Source organism: Cupriavidus sp. DB3 (genome assembly GCF_020418465.1).
Classification (GTDB): Bacteria; Pseudomonadota; Gammaproteobacteria; order Burkholderiales; family Burkholderiaceae; genus Cupriavidus; species Cupriavidus cauae.
Window position 1 is genome coordinate 534261 of record NZ_JAIZPL010000005.1, and the last position, 18832, is coordinate 553092.

The 18832-nt window shown below is 69.8% G+C and carries 14 protein-coding genes; 8 read left to right on the forward strand and 6 right to left on the reverse strand.

Annotated features, from left to right (window positions below):
* Nucleotides 1–16 precede the first annotated feature (16 nt).
* The 3 genes from K7G19_RS18780 to K7G19_RS18790 form a co-directional block, all read right to left on the reverse strand.
* Nucleotides 17–475 carry an HIT family protein gene (locus K7G19_RS18780; protein ID WP_226108539.1) on the reverse strand — a complete coding sequence of 153 codons (459 nt, stop codon included), beginning with the start codon at nt 473–475 and terminating at the stop codon, nt 17–19.
* Between the two features lie 10 nt (nt 476–485).
* Entirely contained in the window at nt 486–4460 is a 3975-nt protein-coding gene (locus K7G19_RS18785) for an FAD/FMN-binding oxidoreductase (protein ID WP_150084479.1), read from the reverse strand.
* 156 nt (nt 4461–4616) lie between these two features.
* Nucleotides 4617–5195 carry a YqaA family protein gene (locus K7G19_RS18790; protein WP_149320159.1) on the reverse strand — a complete coding sequence of 193 codons (579 nt, stop codon included), beginning with the start codon at nt 5193–5195 and terminating at the stop codon, nt 4617–4619.
* Nucleotides 5196–5603: 408 nt separating this feature from the next.
* Here K7G19_RS18790 and K7G19_RS18795 point away from each other — a divergent pair, with 408 nt between their 5' ends.
* The 8 genes from K7G19_RS18795 (at nt 5604) to K7G19_RS18830 (ending at nt 14205) form a co-directional block, all read left to right on the forward strand.
* Entirely contained in the window at nt 5604–6152 is a 549-nt protein-coding gene (locus K7G19_RS18795) for a (2Fe-2S)-binding protein (protein WP_150084480.1), read from the forward strand.
* Nucleotides 6153–6165: 13 nt separating this feature from the next.
* Entirely contained in the window at nt 6166–8628 is a 2463-nt protein-coding gene (locus K7G19_RS18800) for a xanthine dehydrogenase family protein molybdopterin-binding subunit (protein WP_226108541.1), read from the forward strand.
* A 17-nt stretch (nt 8629–8645) separates the two neighbouring features.
* Nucleotides 8646–9536: a xanthine dehydrogenase family protein subunit M gene (locus tag K7G19_RS18805; RefSeq protein ID WP_226108543.1), complete on the forward strand. Its 891-nt coding sequence runs from the start codon at nt 8646–8648 to the stop codon at nt 9534–9536.
* 175 nt (nt 9537–9711) lie between these two features.
* Entirely contained in the window at nt 9712–10620 is a 909-nt protein-coding gene (locus K7G19_RS18810) for a MoxR family ATPase (protein ID WP_226108545.1), read from the forward strand.
* On the forward strand, nt 10621–12030 hold the full coding sequence (locus K7G19_RS18815) for a VWA domain-containing protein (protein ID WP_226108547.1): 1410 nt from the start codon (nt 10621–10623) through the stop codon (nt 12028–12030).
* A complete protein-coding gene (locus tag K7G19_RS18820; RefSeq protein ID WP_226108548.1) occupies nt 12021–12614 on the forward strand; it encodes a CoxG family protein in 594 nt (197 codons plus the stop codon). Before K7G19_RS18815 ends, K7G19_RS18820 begins: the two co-directional genes overlap by 10 nt.
* Nucleotides 12587–13615, forward strand: coding sequence for an XdhC family protein (locus tag K7G19_RS18825; RefSeq protein ID WP_226108549.1), 1029 nt, complete (start codon nt 12587–12589; stop codon nt 13613–13615). Before K7G19_RS18820 ends, K7G19_RS18825 begins: the two co-directional genes overlap by 28 nt.
* The gene (locus K7G19_RS18830) at nt 13597–14205 is read left to right on the forward strand and encodes an NTP transferase domain-containing protein (RefSeq protein WP_149320152.1); all 609 of its coding nucleotides are present in this window, start codon (nt 13597–13599) and stop codon (nt 14203–14205) included. The genes K7G19_RS18825 and K7G19_RS18830 overlap by 19 nt, the downstream gene beginning before the upstream one ends.
* A 93-nt stretch (nt 14206–14298) precedes the next feature.
* On the opposite strand, the gene otsA is transcribed toward K7G19_RS18830, so the two are convergent.
* From otsA to otsB, 3 genes are all read right to left on the reverse strand, one after another.
* Nucleotides 14299–15690, reverse strand: a complete 1392-nt coding sequence (gene otsA, locus K7G19_RS18835; RefSeq protein WP_149320151.1) for an alpha,alpha-trehalose-phosphate synthase (UDP-forming) — start codon at nt 15688–15690, stop codon at nt 14299–14301.
* 55 nt (nt 15691–15745) lie between these two features.
* Complete coding sequence (locus K7G19_RS18840) at nt 15746–17503, reverse strand: glycoside hydrolase family 15 protein (RefSeq protein WP_149320169.1); 1758 nt, start codon at nt 17501–17503, stop codon at nt 15746–15748.
* 119 nt (nt 17504–17622) lie between these two features.
* Nucleotides 17623–18546, reverse strand: coding sequence for a trehalose-phosphatase (otsB, locus tag K7G19_RS18845; protein ID WP_150084766.1), 924 nt, complete (start codon nt 18544–18546; stop codon nt 17623–17625).
* Nucleotides 18547–18832 lie beyond the last annotated feature (286 nt).

An 18832-nucleotide genomic window follows, 5' to 3' on the forward strand; every position in this document is an offset into this window, starting at 1 on the left:
TCAGTCGGGATCGGCGTCAGTCGGCCCGCAACGCGGCCAGCGCCGCGCGCAAGGCCGGCAGCCGCGCCTGCAGCGCCTCGATGCGGCTCGCGTCGCGCTCGCGCTGCGGCGCGGCCCAGACCGCCTCGGGAAAGTGGGTGTCCCAGCGATAGCGCGGGATGATGTGCCAGTGCAGGTGCGGCACCATGTTGCCGAAGGCGGCCAGGTTGACCTTGTCGGGCGCCATCGCGTCGCGCACGGTGCGTTCGACGCGGGCCACCAGCCGCATCAGCCAGGCCTGGTCGGCATCGGACAGATCGGTCTGCTCGGCCACGTGGTCCTGCCAGACCACGCGGCAGAAGCCGGGAAAGCGCTCGTGCTCGACCAGGATCACGCGGGCGCGCCGGCCCGGATCCTGCCAGGCCAGCTCGCCTCCCTCCCCTTCGCACAGCGGGCAGCCCGTCACGCGGGCCGCGCCCTGCTCCGCCGCGCTCATGGCCGGGTCCTCACACCAGGACCCGCTCGATGCCGCCCGCGTTGGCCGCGGCGACGTAGTCGGGCATCCAGTTCTCGCCCAGCAGATGGCGCGCCATCTCGACCACGATGTAGTCCGCCTGCACCGAGGCATCCTCGTTGTAGCGCGACAGGCCCTGCAGGCACGACGGGCAGCTGGTCAGGATCTTGACGTCGCCGTCGAAGCCGTCGGCGCGCAGCTTGCCGGCGCCCTTGCGCATTTCCTCTTCCTTGCGGAAGCGGACCTGCGTCGACACGTCCGGACGGGTCACCGCCAGCGTGCCCGATTCCCCGCAGCAGCGCTCGTTCTTCTCGATGCTGCCGGCCTCGCCGTTGCCGCCCATCAGCTGGTTGACCAGCCTGGTCGGGTCCATCGTCTTGATCGGCGTGTGGCAGGGGTCGTGGTACATGTAGCGCGCCCCGGTCACGCCCTCGAGCTTGACGCCCTTCTCGAGCAGGTATTCGTGGATGTCGATGATGCGGCAGCCCGGGAAGATCTTCTCGAATTCATAGCCGGCGAGCTGGTCGTAGCAGGTGCCGCAGCTGACCACCACCGTCTTGATGTCGAGGTAGTTCAGCGTATTGGCGACCCGGTGGAACAGCACGCGGTTGTCGGTGACGATCTTCTCGGCCTTGTCGAACTGGCCGGTGCCGCGCTGCGGATAGCCGCAGCACAGATAGCCCGGCGGCAGCACGGTCTGCACGCCGACGTGCCACAGCATCGCCTGCGTGGCGAGACCCACCTGCGAGAACAGCCGCTCCGAGCCGCAGCCCGGGAAGTAGAACACCGCCTCGCTCTCGACCGAGGTGGCCTTCGGATTGCGGATGATCGGCACGATCTCGTTGTCTTCGATATCGAGCAGCGCGCGCGCGGTCTTCTTGGGCAGGTTGCCCGGCATCTTCTTGTTGACGAAGTGGATCACCTGCTCGCGCACCGGCGGCTTGCCGACCGTGGCGGGCGGATGCGCGGTCTGCTTGCGCGCCAGCGTCTTCATCAGCTCGTTGCCGGCGCGCTGGGCCTTGTAGCCCCAGTCCATCATGACCTTGCGGGTCATGTTGATGGTCTGCGGGTTGGTCGCGTTCAGGAAGAACATCGCCGCCGCGGTGCCGGGGTTGAACTTTTTCTGCCCCATCTTGCGCAGCAGGTTGCGCATGTTCATCGACACGTCGCCGAAGTCGATCTTGACCGGGCACGGCGTCACGCACTTGTGGCAGACGGTGCAGTGGTCGGCCACGTCGGAGAACTCGTCCCAGTGCTTGATCGACACGCCGCGGCGGGTCTGCTCCTCGTACAGGAAGGCCTCGATCAGCAGCGAGGTGGCCAGGATCTTGTTGCGCGGGCTGTACAGCAGGTTGGCGCGCGGCACGTGCGTGGCGCACACCGGCTTGCACTTGCCGCAGCGCAGACAGTCCTTGACACTGTCGGCGATCGCGCCGATGTCGCTCTGCTGCATGATCAGCGACTCGTGCCCCATCAGGCCGAACGACGGCGTGTAGGCATTGCGCAGATCGGCGCCCGGCAGCAGCTTGCCCTTGTTGAAGCGGCCCTGCGGATCGACGCGCTGCTTGTACTGGCGGAAGTCGCCGATCTCTTCCTCGGTCAGGAACTCGAGCTTGGTGATGCCGATGCCGTGCTCGCCGGAAATCACGCCGTCGAGCGAGCGCGCCAGCGCCATGATGCGGGCCACCGCCTTGTGGGCGTCCTGCAGCATGTCGTAGTCGTCGGAGTTGACCGGGATGTTGGTGTGCACGTTGCCGTCGCCGGCGTGCATGTGCAGCGCGACGAAGACGCGGCCGCGCAGCACCTGCTTGTGGATCTTCTGCGCCTCGTCGAGGATCGGCTTGAACTCGCCGCCGTTGAAGATCTTGCGCAGCTCGGCGCGCAGCTCGTTCTTCCACGACACGCGGATGGTGCGGTCCTGCAGCAGGTGGAACACCGCGGCATCGGGCTGCTGCGCCAGGCGCGCCTCGAAGGCCTGGCCCAGCAGGCCCAGGCCATGGCCGATCAGCGCGGCGCGCGCCTGCGTCAGCGGCGTGTCGAGGTTGTCGCGCAGGTACATCCAGCGCGCGCGCACGTCGCGCAGCAGCGTCAGCGCCTGCTGCACGCGGTCCTCCAGCAGTTCGGCGCTGGGGATTTCGTTGGCGTCGTCGCTGCGGCCCAGCGGCAGGTTGCCGCGCGCGAAGAAGCTCTCCAGCTCGTCGGCGAGCTTGAGCTTGTTCTTGATCGACAGCTCGATATTGATGCGCTCGATGCCGTCGGTGTATTCGCCCATCCGGTTCAGCGGGATCACCACGTCTTCGTTGATCTTGAAGGCGTTGGTGTGGCGGGCGATGGCGGCGGTGCGCGAACGGTCGAGCCAGAACTTCTTGCGCGCCTCCGGGCTGATCGCGACGAAGCCCTCGCCGCTCTTGCCGTTGGCCATGCGGATGACTTCCGAGGTGGCGCGCGCGACCGCGTTCTCGTCGTCGCCGACGATGTCGCCGATCAGCACCATCTTCGGGAAGGCATTGCGCTTGCTCTTGGTGGCGTAGCCGACCGCGCGCAGATAGCGCTCGTCCAGATGCTCGAGGCCGGCGAGGATCGCGCCGCCCGGCGTCTTCGACTCGATATCGAGGAAGTCCTTGATCTCGACGATGCTCGGGATCGCGTCGCGCGCCTGGCCGAAGAACTCCAGGCAGACCGTGCGGATATGGCGCGGCATCCGATGCAGGATCCAGCGCGCGCTGGTGATGATGCCGTCGCAGCCTTCCTTCTGCACGCCCGGCAGGCCGGCCAGGAACTTGTCGGTGACGTCCTTGCCCAGCCCTTCCTTGCGGAACTTGCGGCCCTCGATCGCCAGCGTCTCGCTGCGCAGCAGCTTCTCGCCCGGGGCGCGGTTGCCGTCGAACCACTTGAGCTCGAAGGTGGCCACCGGCACGTCGTGGATCTTGCCCAGGTTGTGGTCCAGGCGCGTGACCTCGAGCCAGTTGCCCTCCGGATCCACCATGCGCCACCAGGCCAGGTTGTCCAGCGCGGTGCCCCACAGCACGGCCTTCTTGCCGCCGGCGTTCATCGCGACGTTGCCGCCGATGCACGACGCGTCGATCGAGGTCGGATCGACCGCGAAGACGAGGCCCGCCTTGTCGGCCGCATCGGCGACGCGGCGCGTCACCACGCCGGCGCCGGAGAAGATCGTCGCGACCTTGCCCTGCACGCCCGGCAGGTCGGTCTCCTCGACCGGACCCAGCTGTTCGAGCTTCTCGGTATTGATGACGGCCGACAACGGTGTCAGCGGCACGGCGCCGCCGGTATAGCCGGTGCCGCCTCCGCGCGGAATGATGGTCAGGCCCAGTTCGAAGCAGCCCTTGACCAGCCCGGCGATCTCTTCCTCGCTGTCGGGGGTCAGCACCACGAACGGATATTCGACGCGCCAGTCGGTGGCGTCGGTCACGTGCGACACGCGCGAGAGCCCGTCGAACTTGATGTTGTCCTTCTGCGTGACGCGGCCCAGCACGCGCAACGCGCGCTTGCGCAGGTCGTAGGCGTCGGTGAACTCGCGCTTGAATTCCTCGATGGCCTGCCGGGCGAAGGTGACCAGCTGCTCGACCCGGTGCGAGCGGTCCTCGGCGGCCGGCTCGGCATGCTCCGCGCGATCGGCGGCGCGGCGCTTCTCGATCTCGGCGAGCCGGTGGTGCAGCGCGGAGATCAGCATCTCGCGGCGCTTCGGGTTCTCCAGCAGGTCGTCCTGCAGATACGGATTGCGGCGGACCACCCAGATGTCGCCCAGCACCTCGTAGAGCATCCGCGCCGAACGGCCGGTGCGGCGCTCGCCCCGCAGTTCGTCCAGGATCCGCCAGGCCTCCTCGCCCAGCAGGCGGATCACGATCTCGCGGTCTGAAAAGGAGGTGTAGTTATAGGGGATCTCGCGCAGGCGCGGAGGAGCGTCCTGCGCGGCGAGCTTGGCGTCGAGCACGAGTGGGGCATTCATGGGCGGGACCGCGGCATGCGGCGCACGGGGACGGTGCGCCTGTCGTCAACTAAAGCGCGATTGTACTGCAACGCCCCGTTTTTCCGCGGCGCAGCAATTCCATACCCGCGCTGGGGCGATGGGCACTCCGGCTGGCGGCGGGAATCGGCGGACCGTCTAGAACCAGGCCCGCATGGTGTCGCCGAGCCGCTGCCAGAAGCTGTCCGGAATCCACAGCAGCGCGCTGGTCATCGCCAGATAGCGCAGCAGCTTGCCGATCGCCATGTAGCCCAGGCTCGGCCAGAACGGCAGGCGCAGCCATCCGGCCAATGTGCACAATGGATCACCCAACATCGGCAGCCAGGACAGCAGCAGCGTCTTCGGGCCGAGCCGGCGCATCCAGCGGAAGTAGCGCGCGTCCAGCGGCGGCTTGCGGGGCTTGCGCGGATGCTTGCGGTGTTCGGCATGCTCGCGCTCGTGTTCGCGATGCTGGCGCCGCAGGTGGTAGCGCACCAGCGCCAGCTTGGCCGCATAGCCCAGCCACCAGTCGATCGCGCCGCCGAGCGTGTTGCCGGCGGTGGCCACCAGCAGCGCGGGCCAGTACATGTCCGGATTGAGCTTGATATAGCCGAATACCGCGGGCTCCGAGCCGACCGGCAGCAACGTCGCCGACAGCAGGCTGACGAGAAAGATCGCGCTCAGTCCAACCTTGGGCAGCGCGGCGGTGTCGAACAGCCAGTCGATCAGGCCTTCCATCGATGAATGCGGTGGTTCGGTGCAGGGTTCGAAGAGGGGTACGGTGGCCGTCGGCGACAAGGTCATGCCGGACCTGCCCCGCCCACGCGGCCGGCCATTCTAGCAAGCGCCGAACGGGGCAACCCGCATGGCACACCCCAGGGATTTGTGATTTACTGTTAGAGCCTTTTCGGCCCGAACGTTCACCGGCCGATGGACCGCGGCGGATCGCCCGTCGCCCGAATTGACCGCTGCATCGTTAGCTGCATCGTTGCTGTAACACTCGCTGCACCACCATCACGAAATAGCCGCGTTCCAACAAGCGGCAGCACCGCGCCGTAGCCTGTTCCGGGCAGTCATCGCGCATTTTCGGGATACACGCGGGATGTCCGGGGCCGGCCATGTGCGTCCACCCACATGGAGACCAGCATGGCGATTCCGATCCGCCTGACCGTCAACGGCAAGACCGTCGACGCCCAGGTCGAACCCCACACCCTTCTCGTCCAATTCCTGCGTGAACAGCTGCGCCTGACTGGCACCCATGTCGGCTGCGACACCGCGCAATGCGGCGCCTGCACCGTGCATCTGGACGGGCGGGCGGTAAAGTCGTGCAACCTGCTGGCGGTGCAGGCGGACGGTAGCCAGGTGACCACCATCGAGGGGCTGGCCCCCGACGGCGAACTGCATCCGATGCAGGCCGCCTTCCGCGACTGCCACGGCCTGCAATGCGGCTTCTGCACGCCCGGCATGGTGATGAGCGCGACCGCGCTGGTGCAGGAGCACCCGAACGCAGACGCCGCGACGATCCGCGCGCATCTGGACGGCAACCTGTGCCGCTGCACCGGCTATCACAACATCGTGCGCGCGGTGCAGCAGGGCCAGGCCGCGATGACCGGCGGCGCTGCATCGGCCAACGCATCGGCCAACGCATCGGCCACGGCACCGACCAACGCAGCGGCCACCGCAGCGGCCGAGTAAGGAGGAGCCCGCCATGAACGCACCCGAGACCCAACGGCTGGTCGGCGCCTCCGTCAAGCGCAAGGAAGACTACCGCTACCTGACCGGCATCGGCCAGTACACCGACGACATCGTGCAGCCGCAGCAGAGCTACGGCTATTTCGTCCGCTCGCCCTACGCGCATGCGCGCATCCGCTCGATCGACACGCGCGAGGCGATGGCCTCGCCGGGCGTGATCGGCGTCTTCACCGGCGAGGACATGGCGGCCGACAAGGTCGGCGGCCTGCCTTGCGGCTGGCTGATCCACAGCATCGACGGCTCGCCGATGAAGGAGCCCCCGCATCCGGTGCTGGCCCAGGGCAAGGTCCGCCATGTCGGCGACCAGGTCGCGCTGGTGGTGGCCGAGACGCTGCAGCAGGCGCGCGACGCCGCCGAGAAGATCGAGGTCGATTACGAGGAGCTGCCGGCGGTGGTGCGCACCGCCGACGCGACCTCGGCCACCGCGCTGGTGCACGACGACGTGCCGGCCAACACCTGCTACGTCTGGGGCCATGGCGATCGCGCGGCCACCGATGCGGCGTTTGCCAAGGCCGCGCACGTGACCACGCTGGAGATCGTCAACAACCGGCTGGTCCCCAACGCGATCGAGCCACGCGCGGTCAACGCCAGCTACAACCGCATGGACGACAGCTATACGCTGTACGTCGCCAGCCAGAACCCGCACGTCGAGCGGCTGCTGATGGGCGCCTTCGTGCTGGGCCTGCCGGAATCGCGGCTGCGCGTGATCGCGCCCGACGTGGGCGGCGGCTTCGGCTCGAAGATCTTCCTGTATCCGGAGGACGTCGCGCTGACCTGGGCGTCGAAGAAAGTCAAGCGGCCGATCAAGTGGACCGCCGAGCGTTCGGAGTCCTTCCTGACCGACGCCCACGGCCGCGACCATGTCACGCGCGCCGAACTGGCGCTCGATGCCGACGGCAAGTTCCTGGCGATGCGGGTCCACACGACCGCCAACATGGGCGCCTACCTGTCGACCTTCGCCTCCAGCGTGCCGACCATCCTGTACGCGACGCTGCTGGCCGGCCAGTACGCGACCCCGGCGATCTACGCCGAGGTCACCGCGGTGTTCACCAATACCGCGCCGGTCGACGCCTATCGCGGCGCGGGCCGGCCCGAGGCGACCTATGTGGTCGAGCGCCTGGTCGAGACCGCGGCGCGCGAGCTCGGCATCGATCCGGCCGAACTGCGCCGCCGCAATTTCATCCGCAGCTTCCCCTATGCCACGCCGGTCGGCCTGACCTACGACACCGGCGACTACGAGCCCTGCCTGCAGCGCGCGCAGGAGCTGGCCGACGTCGCCGGCTTCCCGGCGCGCCGCGACGAGGCCCAGCGCCGCGGCAAGCTGCGCGGTCTCGGCTATTCCTGCTACATCGAGGCATGCGGGCTGGCGCCGTCGAATATCGCCGGGGCGCTCGGCGCGCGCGCCGGCCTGTTCGAGGTCGGCGAGATCCGCGTGCATCCGACCGGCACCGTGACCGTCTTCACCGGCTCGCACAGCCACGGGCAGGGCCACGAGACCACCTTCGCGCAGGTGGTGGCCGACCGGCTCGGCATTACGCTCGACGCGGTCGAGGTGGTGCACGGCGACACCGGCCGCGTGCCGTTCGGCATGGGGACCTACGGCTCGCGGTCGCTGGCGGTGGGCGGCTCGGCCATCGTCAAGGCGCTCGACAAGATCGAGGCCAAGGCGAAGCAGATCGCCGCGCACCTGCTCGAAGCGTCGGCCGACGACATCGAGTTCAGCAACGGCGTGTTCCGCGTGGCCGGCACCGACCGCAGCAAGACCTTCGGCGAGGTCGCGCTGTCGGCCTATGTGCCGCACAACTACCCACTCGAACGGCTGGAGCCGGGGCTGAACGAGAACGCGTTCTACGACCCGACCAACTTCACCTATCCGTCGGGCGCCTATGTCTGCGAGGTCGAGGTCGACCCGGACACCGGCGAGACGCAGGTGGTCAAGTTCACCGCGGTCGACGACTTCGGCAACATCATCAATCCGATGATCGTCGAGGGGCAGGTGCACGGCGGCATCGGCCAGGGGCTGGGGCAGGCGATGCTCGAGCAGTGCGTCTACGACGGCGACAGCGGCCAGCTGCTGACCGGCTCGTACATGGATTACGCGATGCCGCGCGCGGCCGATCTGCCCGACTTCACCGTCGAGACCGCGCAGGGCACGCCGTGCACGCACAACCCGCTGGGCGTCAAGGGCTGCGGCGAGGCCGGCGCGATCGGCTCGCCGCCGGCCTTCATCAACGCGCTGATCGACGCGCTGTCGCCGCTGGGCGTGCGCGACCTGCAGATGCCCGCGACCCCGCACCGGGTCTGGCAGGCGATCCACGCGGCCAGGCAGCGCGGCGGCACGCAGGGGGCTTCCCCGGCCGCGGGCCAGGCCGCGAACCAGACCACCGGCCAGACCGCCACCGCGGCCCGGACCATCTGACGCGCGAGGAGACTTCCATGTACGCATTCGAGTTCCAACGCGCGACCGATGCCCAGGCCGCGGCCGCGCTGCTGCGCAACGACCCCGACGCCAAGATCGTGGCGGGCGGACAGAGCCTGATCGCCGCGATGAAGCTGCGGCTGGCCGCGCCATCGACGCTGGTCGATATCAACCGCATTCCAGGCATCCGCGATATCCGCGTCGAGGGCGACACGCTGGTGATCGGCGCCGGCGCGCGGCACGCCGATGTCGAGGCGCACCCCGAGGTCAAACGCCGGCTGCCGGCGCTGGCCGCGCTGGCCGGCGGCATCGGCGACCGCCAGGTGCGCGCGCTCGGCACGCTGGGCGGCTCGATCGCCAACAACGATCCGGCCGCCTGCTATCCGGCCGCGGTGCTCGGGCTGAACGCCACCGTGGTGACCGACCGGCGCAGCATCGCCGCCGACGACTTCTTCGTCGGCATGTACGAGACCGCGCTCGAGCCGGACGAGCTGATCACCGCGGTGCGCTTCCCCTGTCCGCGGCAGGCGGCCTACGTCAAGTTCCGCAACCCGGCCTCGCGCTTTGCGCTGGTCGGCGTGATGGTGGCGCGTGGCGTCGGCGGCGGCGCTGCGAACGGCAGCGGCGGTGGCAACGGTGGCAGTGGCGGCGACGTGCGCGTTGCCGTGACCGGCGCCGCCGATGCGGTGTTCCGCTGCGAGCCGCTGGAGCGGGCGCTGTCGGCCGACTTCAGCGCGGCGGCCGCGCGCGCCGTGACGATTCCGACCGAGGGCCTGAACGACGACCTGCACGGGTCCGCCGAGTACCGGGCGCATCTGATTCCGGTGCTGGCGGCGCGGGCGGTCGAGCAGGCGCTGGGGCAATCGTCCATGAAGGCCTCCTCGCAGTCGTCCACGCCATCGCCCTGAAGCGGGGGGCGGGACGTGAAGCGGCGCGGCGGGCCGTGAAGGACAGCGGCTCGCCGGTCCGCCGTCCCGCCGCAGTCTTTCCCCCTGCGAACCTGATTTCGTTTATCAGCGCGCCGCCCGCCTGCCCGCCATAGCCATCGCCAGCCATCGCCAGCCATCGCCCGACCTCGCCTTCATGCTGCCCGATTCGATCGACCAGACCCTGACGCTGCTCCAGCGCGAGCAATATTTCGCCGACCGCGAGACCGCGACCGTGCTGTTCCTCGCGCTGAAGATGCAGCGCCCGCTGTTCCTGGAAGGCGAACCCGGCGTCGGCAAGACCGCGCTGGCGCAGGCGATCGCCGCGGGCCTCGGCACCAGGCTGTTGCGCCTGCAGTGCTACGAAGGGCTCGACGCCGCCAGCGCGCTGTACGAATGGGACTATCCGCGCCAGATCATGGCGCTGCGGCTGGCCGAGGCGCGCGGCGAGCGGCCCGAGGCGCAATCGCTGTACCGCGACGAATTCCTGCTCAAGCGCCCGCTGCTGGAGGCGCTGCTGCCCGACCCGGCCGCTCCTGCGGTGCCGCGCGTGCTGCTGATCGACGAGATCGACCGCGCCGACGAACCGTTCGAGGCCTTCCTGCTCGAGGTGCTGTCCGAATACCAGGTGTCGATCCCGGAGATCGGCCGCATCGCCGCGCAACGCCCGCCGCTGATCGTGATCACGTCGAACCGCACGCGCGAGGTGCACGACGCGCTCAAGCGCCGCTGCCTCTATCGCTGGATCGGCTATCCCGAGCGCCAGCGCGAGCTCGACATCGTCGCCGCCCGCGCACCAGAGGCCGCGGCCGCCTTGCAGACACAGGCGATCGACTTCGTGCACCGCCTGCGCGGCATCGATCTGTTCAAGGCGCCCGGCATCGCCGAGGCAATCGACTGGTGCCGCGCGCTGGCGGCGCTCGGCGTGACCGAGCTGGATCCCGATTCGGTGCGCGACACGCTCGGGGTCCTGCTCAAGTACCAGGACGATCTCGCGCGCGTCGACGGGCCAACGGTAGCCGAACTGCTGGCCGGCACGCCGACGGAGCCGGCCGGGGAGCGCTGAATGACGCCGCGCCAGCCAGCCGACGCGACTCCGCCCGAGCCTCGTTCGGGGACAGCGCCGGACGCGGCGGCGGCGCCGGTCCCGCCGGAGCCGCCGGGTCCACCGGTCGGGCAGGCCACGCCGGTCGCGCCGGCGGCGCTGCCGCCGCCCCTGCCGGTGCTGGCCCGCAATATCACCCATTTCGTACGGCTGCTGCGCGCGGCCGGCCTGCCGCTGTCGCCGGCGCAGGCGGTCGACGCGCTGCAGGCGCTGCGGCATGTCGACCTGGGCCGGCGCGACGAGGTGCACGCCACGCTGGCGGCGCTGATGCTGTCCGGCCCCGATCAACGTCCGCTGTTCGACGCCGCCTTCGACCTGTTCTGGCGCGACCCCGACTGGGAGGGCAAGCTGCGCGCGCTGCTGCTGCCGCGCGTCGAGGCCGGCGCACCGCCGCCCCGCCGCAGCAACCGTCTCGCCGATGCGCTGGCCGCGCGCGAGCCGCCCGCCGCGCAACCCGCACCGGCGCCTTCGCCTGCCGAGGAGCGCATCGGCGCGGTGCTGACCTTCTCGGCGCAGGAGCGGCTGGCGCAGCGCGACTTCGACACGCTGTCGGCCGACGAATGGCGCGCGCTGCAGCATCTGATCCGCTCGCGCCGCACCCATCTGGCCACCGAGCGCACGCGCCGGCTGCGGGCCGCCGCGCACGGCACCCATGCCGACCTGCGCGCCAGCGCGCGTCTGGCGGTGCGCCAGCACGGCGAATGGATGCGCTGGAAATATCGCCGCCACGCCGAGCGCCGCCCGCCGCTGGTGCTGCTGCTCGATATCTCGGGATCGATGAGCCAGTATTCGCGTGCGGTGCTGTACTTCTGCCATGCCTTGATGCAATCGCGCGAGCGGCTGTCGGTCTTCCTGTTCGGCACGCGGCTCACCAATGTCAGCCGGGCGCTGCGCGAGCGCGATCCGGACGACGCGGTCGAGGCCATCTCGCAGCAGGTGAGAGACTGGGCCGGCGGCACGCGCATCGGCGCCGCGCTGGCGACTTTCAACCGCCAGTGGGCGCGCCGCACGCTGGGCGGCCGCGCCACCGTGCTGCTGGTCACCGACGGCCTCGATCACGAACGGATCGACCTGCTCGGCGACGAGATGGCGCGCCTGCGGCGTTTCGCCCATCGCATCGTCTGGCTGAATCCGCTGTTGCGCTACGCGGGCTTCACGCCGCAGGCGCGCGGCGTGCAGGCGATCCTGCCGCATGTCGACGCGCTGCGCCCCGCCCACAACCTGGCGAGCCTGTTCGCGCTGGAATCGCTGCTGGCGGCGCCGCCTTCCGCACCGCATTCCGCATCGCATTCCGCGGCGCAACAGCGCCCCGGTCCGGCCCCGGGCCGGCGAGCCCCCAACGACAAGGAGAACCCCGCACCATGGAAATGACCCAAACCCACCGGCTGCCAGTGCCGCAGCAGGTCGCCTGGGAGGCGTTGAACGACACGGCCCTGCTCCAGCATTGCATTCCGGGATGTGAGAGTATCGAGCCCGATGGCGACAACGCCTATCTGCTCAGCATGACGGCCGCGATCGGGCCGGTGAAGGCGAAGTTCAAGGGCCGGATGGCGCTGCAGGACATCCAGGCGCCGGACAGCTATACCATCGCGTTCGACGGCCAGGGCGGCGCGGCCGGCTTCGGCAAGGGCACCGCGAAGGTGCGGCTGGACCCCGACGGCGACGAGACCGTGCTGTCGTACACGGTGCAGGCGCAGGTCGGCGGCAAGATCGCGCAGATCGGCTCGCGGCTGGTCGACGGCGCCGCGCGCAAGATGGCGGACACCTTCTTCACGCGCATTTCCGAGGCGGTCAGCGGCGGCCAGCAGCCGGCCGACGGACAGGCAGGCGAAGCCGGTGAACCTTTGGCGGGCGAATCGAACCAAGCCACTGCCGCGGGCGAACCGGCTGACAAACAAGCAGGCGAACAAACCAAACGGAAGCGATCATGGACAGCGTGGATCTCGAAGTCCTGAAAAGCAGCGTGCGCTGGACCGCCGAGGGCCACCGCACGCTGCTCGTCACGGTGGTCAGGACCTGGGGCTCGTCGCCCCGCCCCGAGGGCGCGATGCTGGCGGTGCGCGACGACGGGCTGGTGGTCGGCTCGGTGTCGGGCGGCTGCATCGAGGACGACATCATCGACCGGGTCCGGCGCGAGGGCATCGCGGCCCGCGCGCCGGAGGCGATCAAGTACGGCATCAGCGCCGAGGAGGCGCACCGCTTCGGCCAGCCCTGCGGCGGCACGATCGAGCTGGTCGCCGAGCCGGTCAGCGCCGACAGCGGACTGGCCGAGCTGCTGGACGCGGTCGAGAACGGCAGGCTGGTGACCCGCACGCTCGACATGGAGACCGGCAAGGCCACGCTGGGCCCTGCCGAGGCCACCGACGGCCTGACCTTCGACGGCCGCACGCTGGCGACGATCCACGGGCCGCGCTACCGGATGCTGGTGATCGGCGCCGGCCAGCTGTCGAAGTACCTGTGCCAGATCGCGGTCGGCCTCGGCTTCCAGGTCACCGTCTGCGATCCGCGCGAGGAATACACCGAGACCTGGGACATTCCCGGCGTCACCATGGTGCGCACCATGCCGGACGACACCGTGATCGAGATGAAGCTGGACGAGCGCTGCGCGGTGATCGCGCTGACGCACGACCCCAAGCTCGACGATCTCGCGCTGATGGAGGCGCTGCGCACGCGCGCGTTCTATGTCGGCGCGCTGGGCTCGCGCCGCAACAACCAGGCGCGGCGCGAGCGCTTGAAGGAATTCGACCTGAACGACGCGCAGCTGGCGCGGCTGCATGGGCCGGTCGGCATCTATATCGGCAGCCGCACGCCGCCGGAGATCGCGATCTCGATCCTGGCCGAGGTGGTGGCGGCGAAGAACCACGTGTCGCTGCCCGACATCCTGCAGGTCGAGGGCGCCAAGGCCGCGCGCGAACTGGCCGCCAACGAGGCGAGCGCATGCAGTCCGGGCCGCTGATCGATTCCGATCTGCCGGCCGGCATCCTGCTGGCCGCCGGCTACGGCCGCCGCTTCGATGCCAGCGGCGCGCGCAACAAGCTGCTGCAGGCGCTGCCGGACGGACGCACGGTGGCCTGGCACAGCGCCCGCACGCTGGCCACCGCGCTGCCTGGCGCGATCGCCGTCGTGCGGCCGGGACAACCCGAACTGGAACGGGAACTGAGCGAGGGCGGCTGCAAGGTCGTTGCCTCGGCGCGCGCCGAGGCCGGCATGGGCGCCGCGCTGGCGGCGGCGGTCACGGCCAGCGAACAGGCGGCCGGCTGGCTGGTGGCGCTGGCCGACATGCCGTGGCTGCCGGTCGAACTGGTGCGCGCGGTGGCGCTGAGCATCGTCACGCCGGAGGCCAGCGCCGAAGCGATTGCCGCGCCGTGGCGCGACGGCCGGCGCGGCCACCCGGTGGCGTTCGGCCGCGCGTGGCGCGACGCGCTGCTGCGGCTGGACGGCGACGAGGGCGCCCGCGCGCTGCTGCAGGGCCGGGCGGTGACACGCATCCTGACCGATCACGACGGCGCCTTCAGGGATATCGATACGCCCGAGGACCTGCGCTGATGGCTGCGGGCGCGGCCCGCTAGCTGATTGCGTTCTCCCTCTCCTCCTCAGGGGGAGAGGGTTGGGGCGACGGAAAAAAGATGGAGTGCCCCATCACCCCTGATCGCTCTCCGCAAGACTGCGCAGGTATTCGCGGCTCCACCAGTGCACGTCCTGGGCGCGGATGTTCTCGAGCAGCTTCTGATGGCGGCTCTGCCGCTCTGCCAGCGGCATGTGCAGCGCCTGCTGGATCGCCTGCGCGGTGCCCTGGATGTCGTAGGGATTGACCAGCAGCGCTTCCTTGAGCTGCTCGGCAGCGCCGGCGAAGCGCGACAGCACCAGCACGCCGGGATCGTCCGGGTCCTGCGCGGCGATATATTCCTTGGCGACCAGGTTCATGCCGTCGCGCAGCGGCGTCACCAGCGCGACGCGCGCCGCGCGGCACAGCCCGGGCAGGCGCCGGCGCGACGTGGTGCGGTGGATATAGCGGATCGGCATCCAGTCGAGCTCGCCATACTCGCCGTTGATCGCCCCGGACATGCCCTCCAGCTGGCGGCGCAGATCGGCATAGGCGTCGACGGACTCGCGCGAGGGCGCCGCGATCTGGATCAGCGTGGCGCTCGAACGGTTCTCGGGATACTGCGCCAGCAGCGCCTGGAACGCCTTCAGCCGCTCCGGCAGCCCCTTCGAATAGTCCATCCGGTCCACGCCCAGCAGCAGCCGCCGGCGCGCGTACTGGGCCATCATCATCTCGTAGGTTTCCTGGGCCTCGTGGCCCTTGCCCAGCGAGACGAATTCGTCGACGTCGATGCCGATCGGAAACGCCTGCGCCCGCACGGTGCGATGGAAGGCGCGGTAGCGGTGGTCGCCCATCGGCTCGGCGCCGGCCTCGGACTGCGCGTAGCGCGCGAAGTGCTCGAGGTCGGCCTGGCTCTGGAAGCCGATCAGGTCGTAGGCGAACAGCGCGCGCATCAGCCATTCGTGCTGCGGAATGGTGGTCAGGATCGGCGGTGGCGGCAGCGGGATATGGAGGAAGAAACCGATGCGCTGGCCGCATCCCATCGCCCGCAGTTCCGCGGCCAGCGGAATCAGGTGATAGTCGTGGATCCAGATCATGTCGTCCGGCCGCAGCAGCGGCGCCAGCTTGCGCGCGAACAGCTGGTTGACGCGGCGGTAGACGTTCAGATGGCCGGCGTCGAAATCGGCCAGATCGACGCGGTAGTGGAACACCGGCCAGAGCACGCCGTTGCTGTAGCCGAGGTAGTAGGCGTCGTGGTCCTCGCGGCTCAGGTCGACCGTGGCCAGCGTTACGTCGCCGGCATGCTGCAGATGCAGTTCGCCTTCTCCGGGCGTGCCACCCTGCGCGGTCTCGACGACCCGGCCGCTCCAGCCGAACCAGAGCCCGCCGGTGGCATTCAGCGTTTCGCCGAGCGCCACCGCCAAACCGCCGGCGGCGGCATTGCGGGGGTCGGCGACGCGGTTGGATACCGCTACCAGTCTTGACATAGGCCTCCTGTGTGGCGGCGCGCCGGCGCGCGCCGCCCGGTGAATCGGGGCCGGCTCAGATCACCGCGTCCCATGGCGACGACAGGCGCATCGCGCCGTTGATCAGGCCGACCATCGAATAGGTCTGCGGGAAATTGCCCCACATTTCGCCGGTGACCGGATGCGTGTCCTCGGACAGCAGGCCGAGCGGATTGCGCGCGGCCAGCATCGCCTCGAAGATCTCGCGTGCCTGTTCCTTGCGGCCGATGCGCGCGAGCGCATCGATCCGCCAGAAGGTGCAGATGTTGAAGGCGGTCTCGGGCTTGCCGAAATCGTCGGGCGCCTCGTAGCGGCGCATGTAGGGGCCGTCGCACAGCACCTCTTCCAGCCGTTCGAGGGTCGCGACGAAGCGCGCGTCGCGCGGATCGATGAAGCCGACCTCGGCCATCAGCAGCACGCTGGCGTCGAGCTCGCGTCCGCCGAAGCTCTCGGCGAAGGCCTGGCGTTCCTCGCTCCACGATTCGCGCAGGATGCGCTCGCGCATCGTGTCCGCATGCTTGCGCCAGTAGGCCGCCCGCGCCGGCAGCTGCAGCTCGTCGCCGATCTTGGCGAGCCGGTCGCAGGCCGCCCAGCTCATCAGCGCGGACGAGGTATGCACCCGGGCGCGCGTGCGCAACTCCCACATACCGGCATCGGGCGTGCCGAACACGCGCACCGCCTGTTCGCCGACCTGCTCCAGCACGCGGTATTCGGCCGGGCCGCCGCGATGCAGCAGCCGGTGGTCGTGGAAGGCCTGCGCGGCGCCGAGCACCACGTTGCCGTAGACGTCGTGCTGGAAGTGTTCCTGCGCCTGGTTGCCGACCCGCACCGGCCCCATGCCGCGGTAGCCGGCGACATGTTCGAGCACGCTCTCGGGCAGCTCGCGTTCGAGGCCGATGCCGTACAGCGGCTGGATATGGCCGTCCTTGGACTGCATCACCACATTGGACATCCAGCGCAGATAGTCCTCCATGGTGCCGACTTCGGACAGGCTGTTGAGCGCGCGGATCACGAAGAAGGCGTCGCGCAGCCAGCAGAAGCGATAGTCCCAGTTGCGGCCGCTGTGCGGGGCCTCGGGAATGCTGGTGGTCATCGCGGCGACGATCGCGCCGGTCTCCTCGTACAGCGACATCTTCAGCGTGATGGCGGCCCGGATCACCGCGTCCTGCCATTCGCGCGGCACCGCCAGCCGGCGCGTCCACAGCTTCCAGTACGAGATGGTCTCCTGCTCGAAGTCGCGCGCGGTCTCGTCGACGCCGTGCTGCAGCGTCTCGTCGGGGCCGAGGATGAAGTTCATGCCCTGCGTGACCAGGAACGGCGTGTTGGCCATCACATAGGTCAGCGGCGCGTCGGTGGTCATGCGCAGCGTCATGTCGTCGCCGACGAAGCGGACGTGGCTGCTGCCGCGCGAGGTCTGCGGCACCGTGCGGCCCCAGTTGAAGCGCGGCGCGATGCAGACCCGCACGCGCGGCGCGCCCTTGACCGGGCGGATGCGCCGCACCAGCGTCAGCGGACGGAAATAGCGGCCGAGGCGGAAAAAGCGCGGCGCGAAATCGGTGATCTCGAGGCAATTGCCGTGACGGTCCGTCAGGCGCGTGCGCAGCACCGCGGTATTCGGCTCGTACCATTGGCGCGATTCGGCGAAGTCCTCGATCTCGATCGAGAAGTGGCCGGCGTTCTCGCTTGGGTCCAGCAGCGCGTTGAAGACCGGATCGCCGTCGAAGCGCGGCAGGCAGCACCAGACGATGCGGCCGCGCGAATCGACCAGCGCCGAGAAGGCGCAGTTGCCGATCATGCCCAGCGATAGCGAAGGCGGGCAATATCGCCCGCCCTGCTGTGTGCCGTCGCTGTTGATCTCGTCGGCGCGGTTGCGCGCTACCCCGGATTCAGGCTGACTCACAAACTTCCCCCTTGTCAGGATGAGGTGGTGGACGCGGATGGATTGGTGCCGCTGCCGGACGGCGCCGCTGCCGCGGCAGCGGCGGGAGCGGCGTCGATATCGGTGCCGGCATCGGTGCCGGCATGGGTGTCGGCGCCGGCGGCATGCGCGGAGGATGGCCCGCCAGCCTTGCCGCCCTCGCCGGCGGCACCGGCACCACCGGCCGCACCGCCATCGAGCGCCTTCGCGCTGCGATGCAGCCAGGCGCGCAGGTCCGCGGGCGCCGGCACGCTGACGGTGGCGGCGCTCGGCCGCTGGCCGACCAGCACGCCGACCCCGCCCAGATGGGCGACCATCGCGAAGCCGTCCTCGTCCGTCACGTCGTCGCCGGCGAAGATCGGCATGCGGCCAGCAAACGGCGGCGAGCGCATGATCAGCTCGACCGCGCTGCCCTTGGTGACGCCGGCCGGCTTGACCTCGACCACCATCTTGCCGTGGAGCATTTCGAGTCCGCTGACATCGCCCAGCGCCTGGGCGACCTGTTCGCGCACCAGCGTCTCGAGCTCCGGCGCGGCGCGGTAGTGGACCGCCAGCGCCATCGGCTTGCGTTCGAGCCGCAGGCCGGGATGGGCCTGCGCGAAATCCTCGAGCCGGCGGTGCAGCCGGTCCAGATCGGGGGCGGGGACTTCGAGCCGCCGGCCCTCGGCGTCGCGCAGTTCGGCGCCATGCACGCCCGCGGTGGGCAGCTGCAGCGGCGCCAGGAAGGCGTCAAGTTCGGCGATGGTGCGCCCCGATACGATCGCGACCGCGCCGCCCAGCTGCCGGTGCAGCGTGCGCAGCGTTCCCACCAGTCCCGCTTCGACCTGCACGAGCTCCGGGCGTGGCGCCAGGTCGGCCAGCGTGCCGTCGAAGTCGAGGAATAGCGCGTTATCGGGATCGATCAGCGGAAGGGATGACATCGCCGCACACCGTATCACGTTAGCTTGACGAGCGTCCACCGGATGGCGTCCTACAAGGCGGATGGGTCACCGGCGCACGCACGCCGCCGGCCGCGACGCCCCGCGAGCACCGCGGCGGTGCGGCACGCCAGGGGGCCTGCACCATGGCGTAGCACCGGGCGCCATGCGGACCCGACGCCGCCCGATCCTTTATCATTAGCGGTTTCCCGAACGCCAAGGCCGATGCCGGGGCGGCGCAAGCATCGCGCGCCGCGACCCCGAGCCGCCCTGCGCCCCGCCCCCGGCG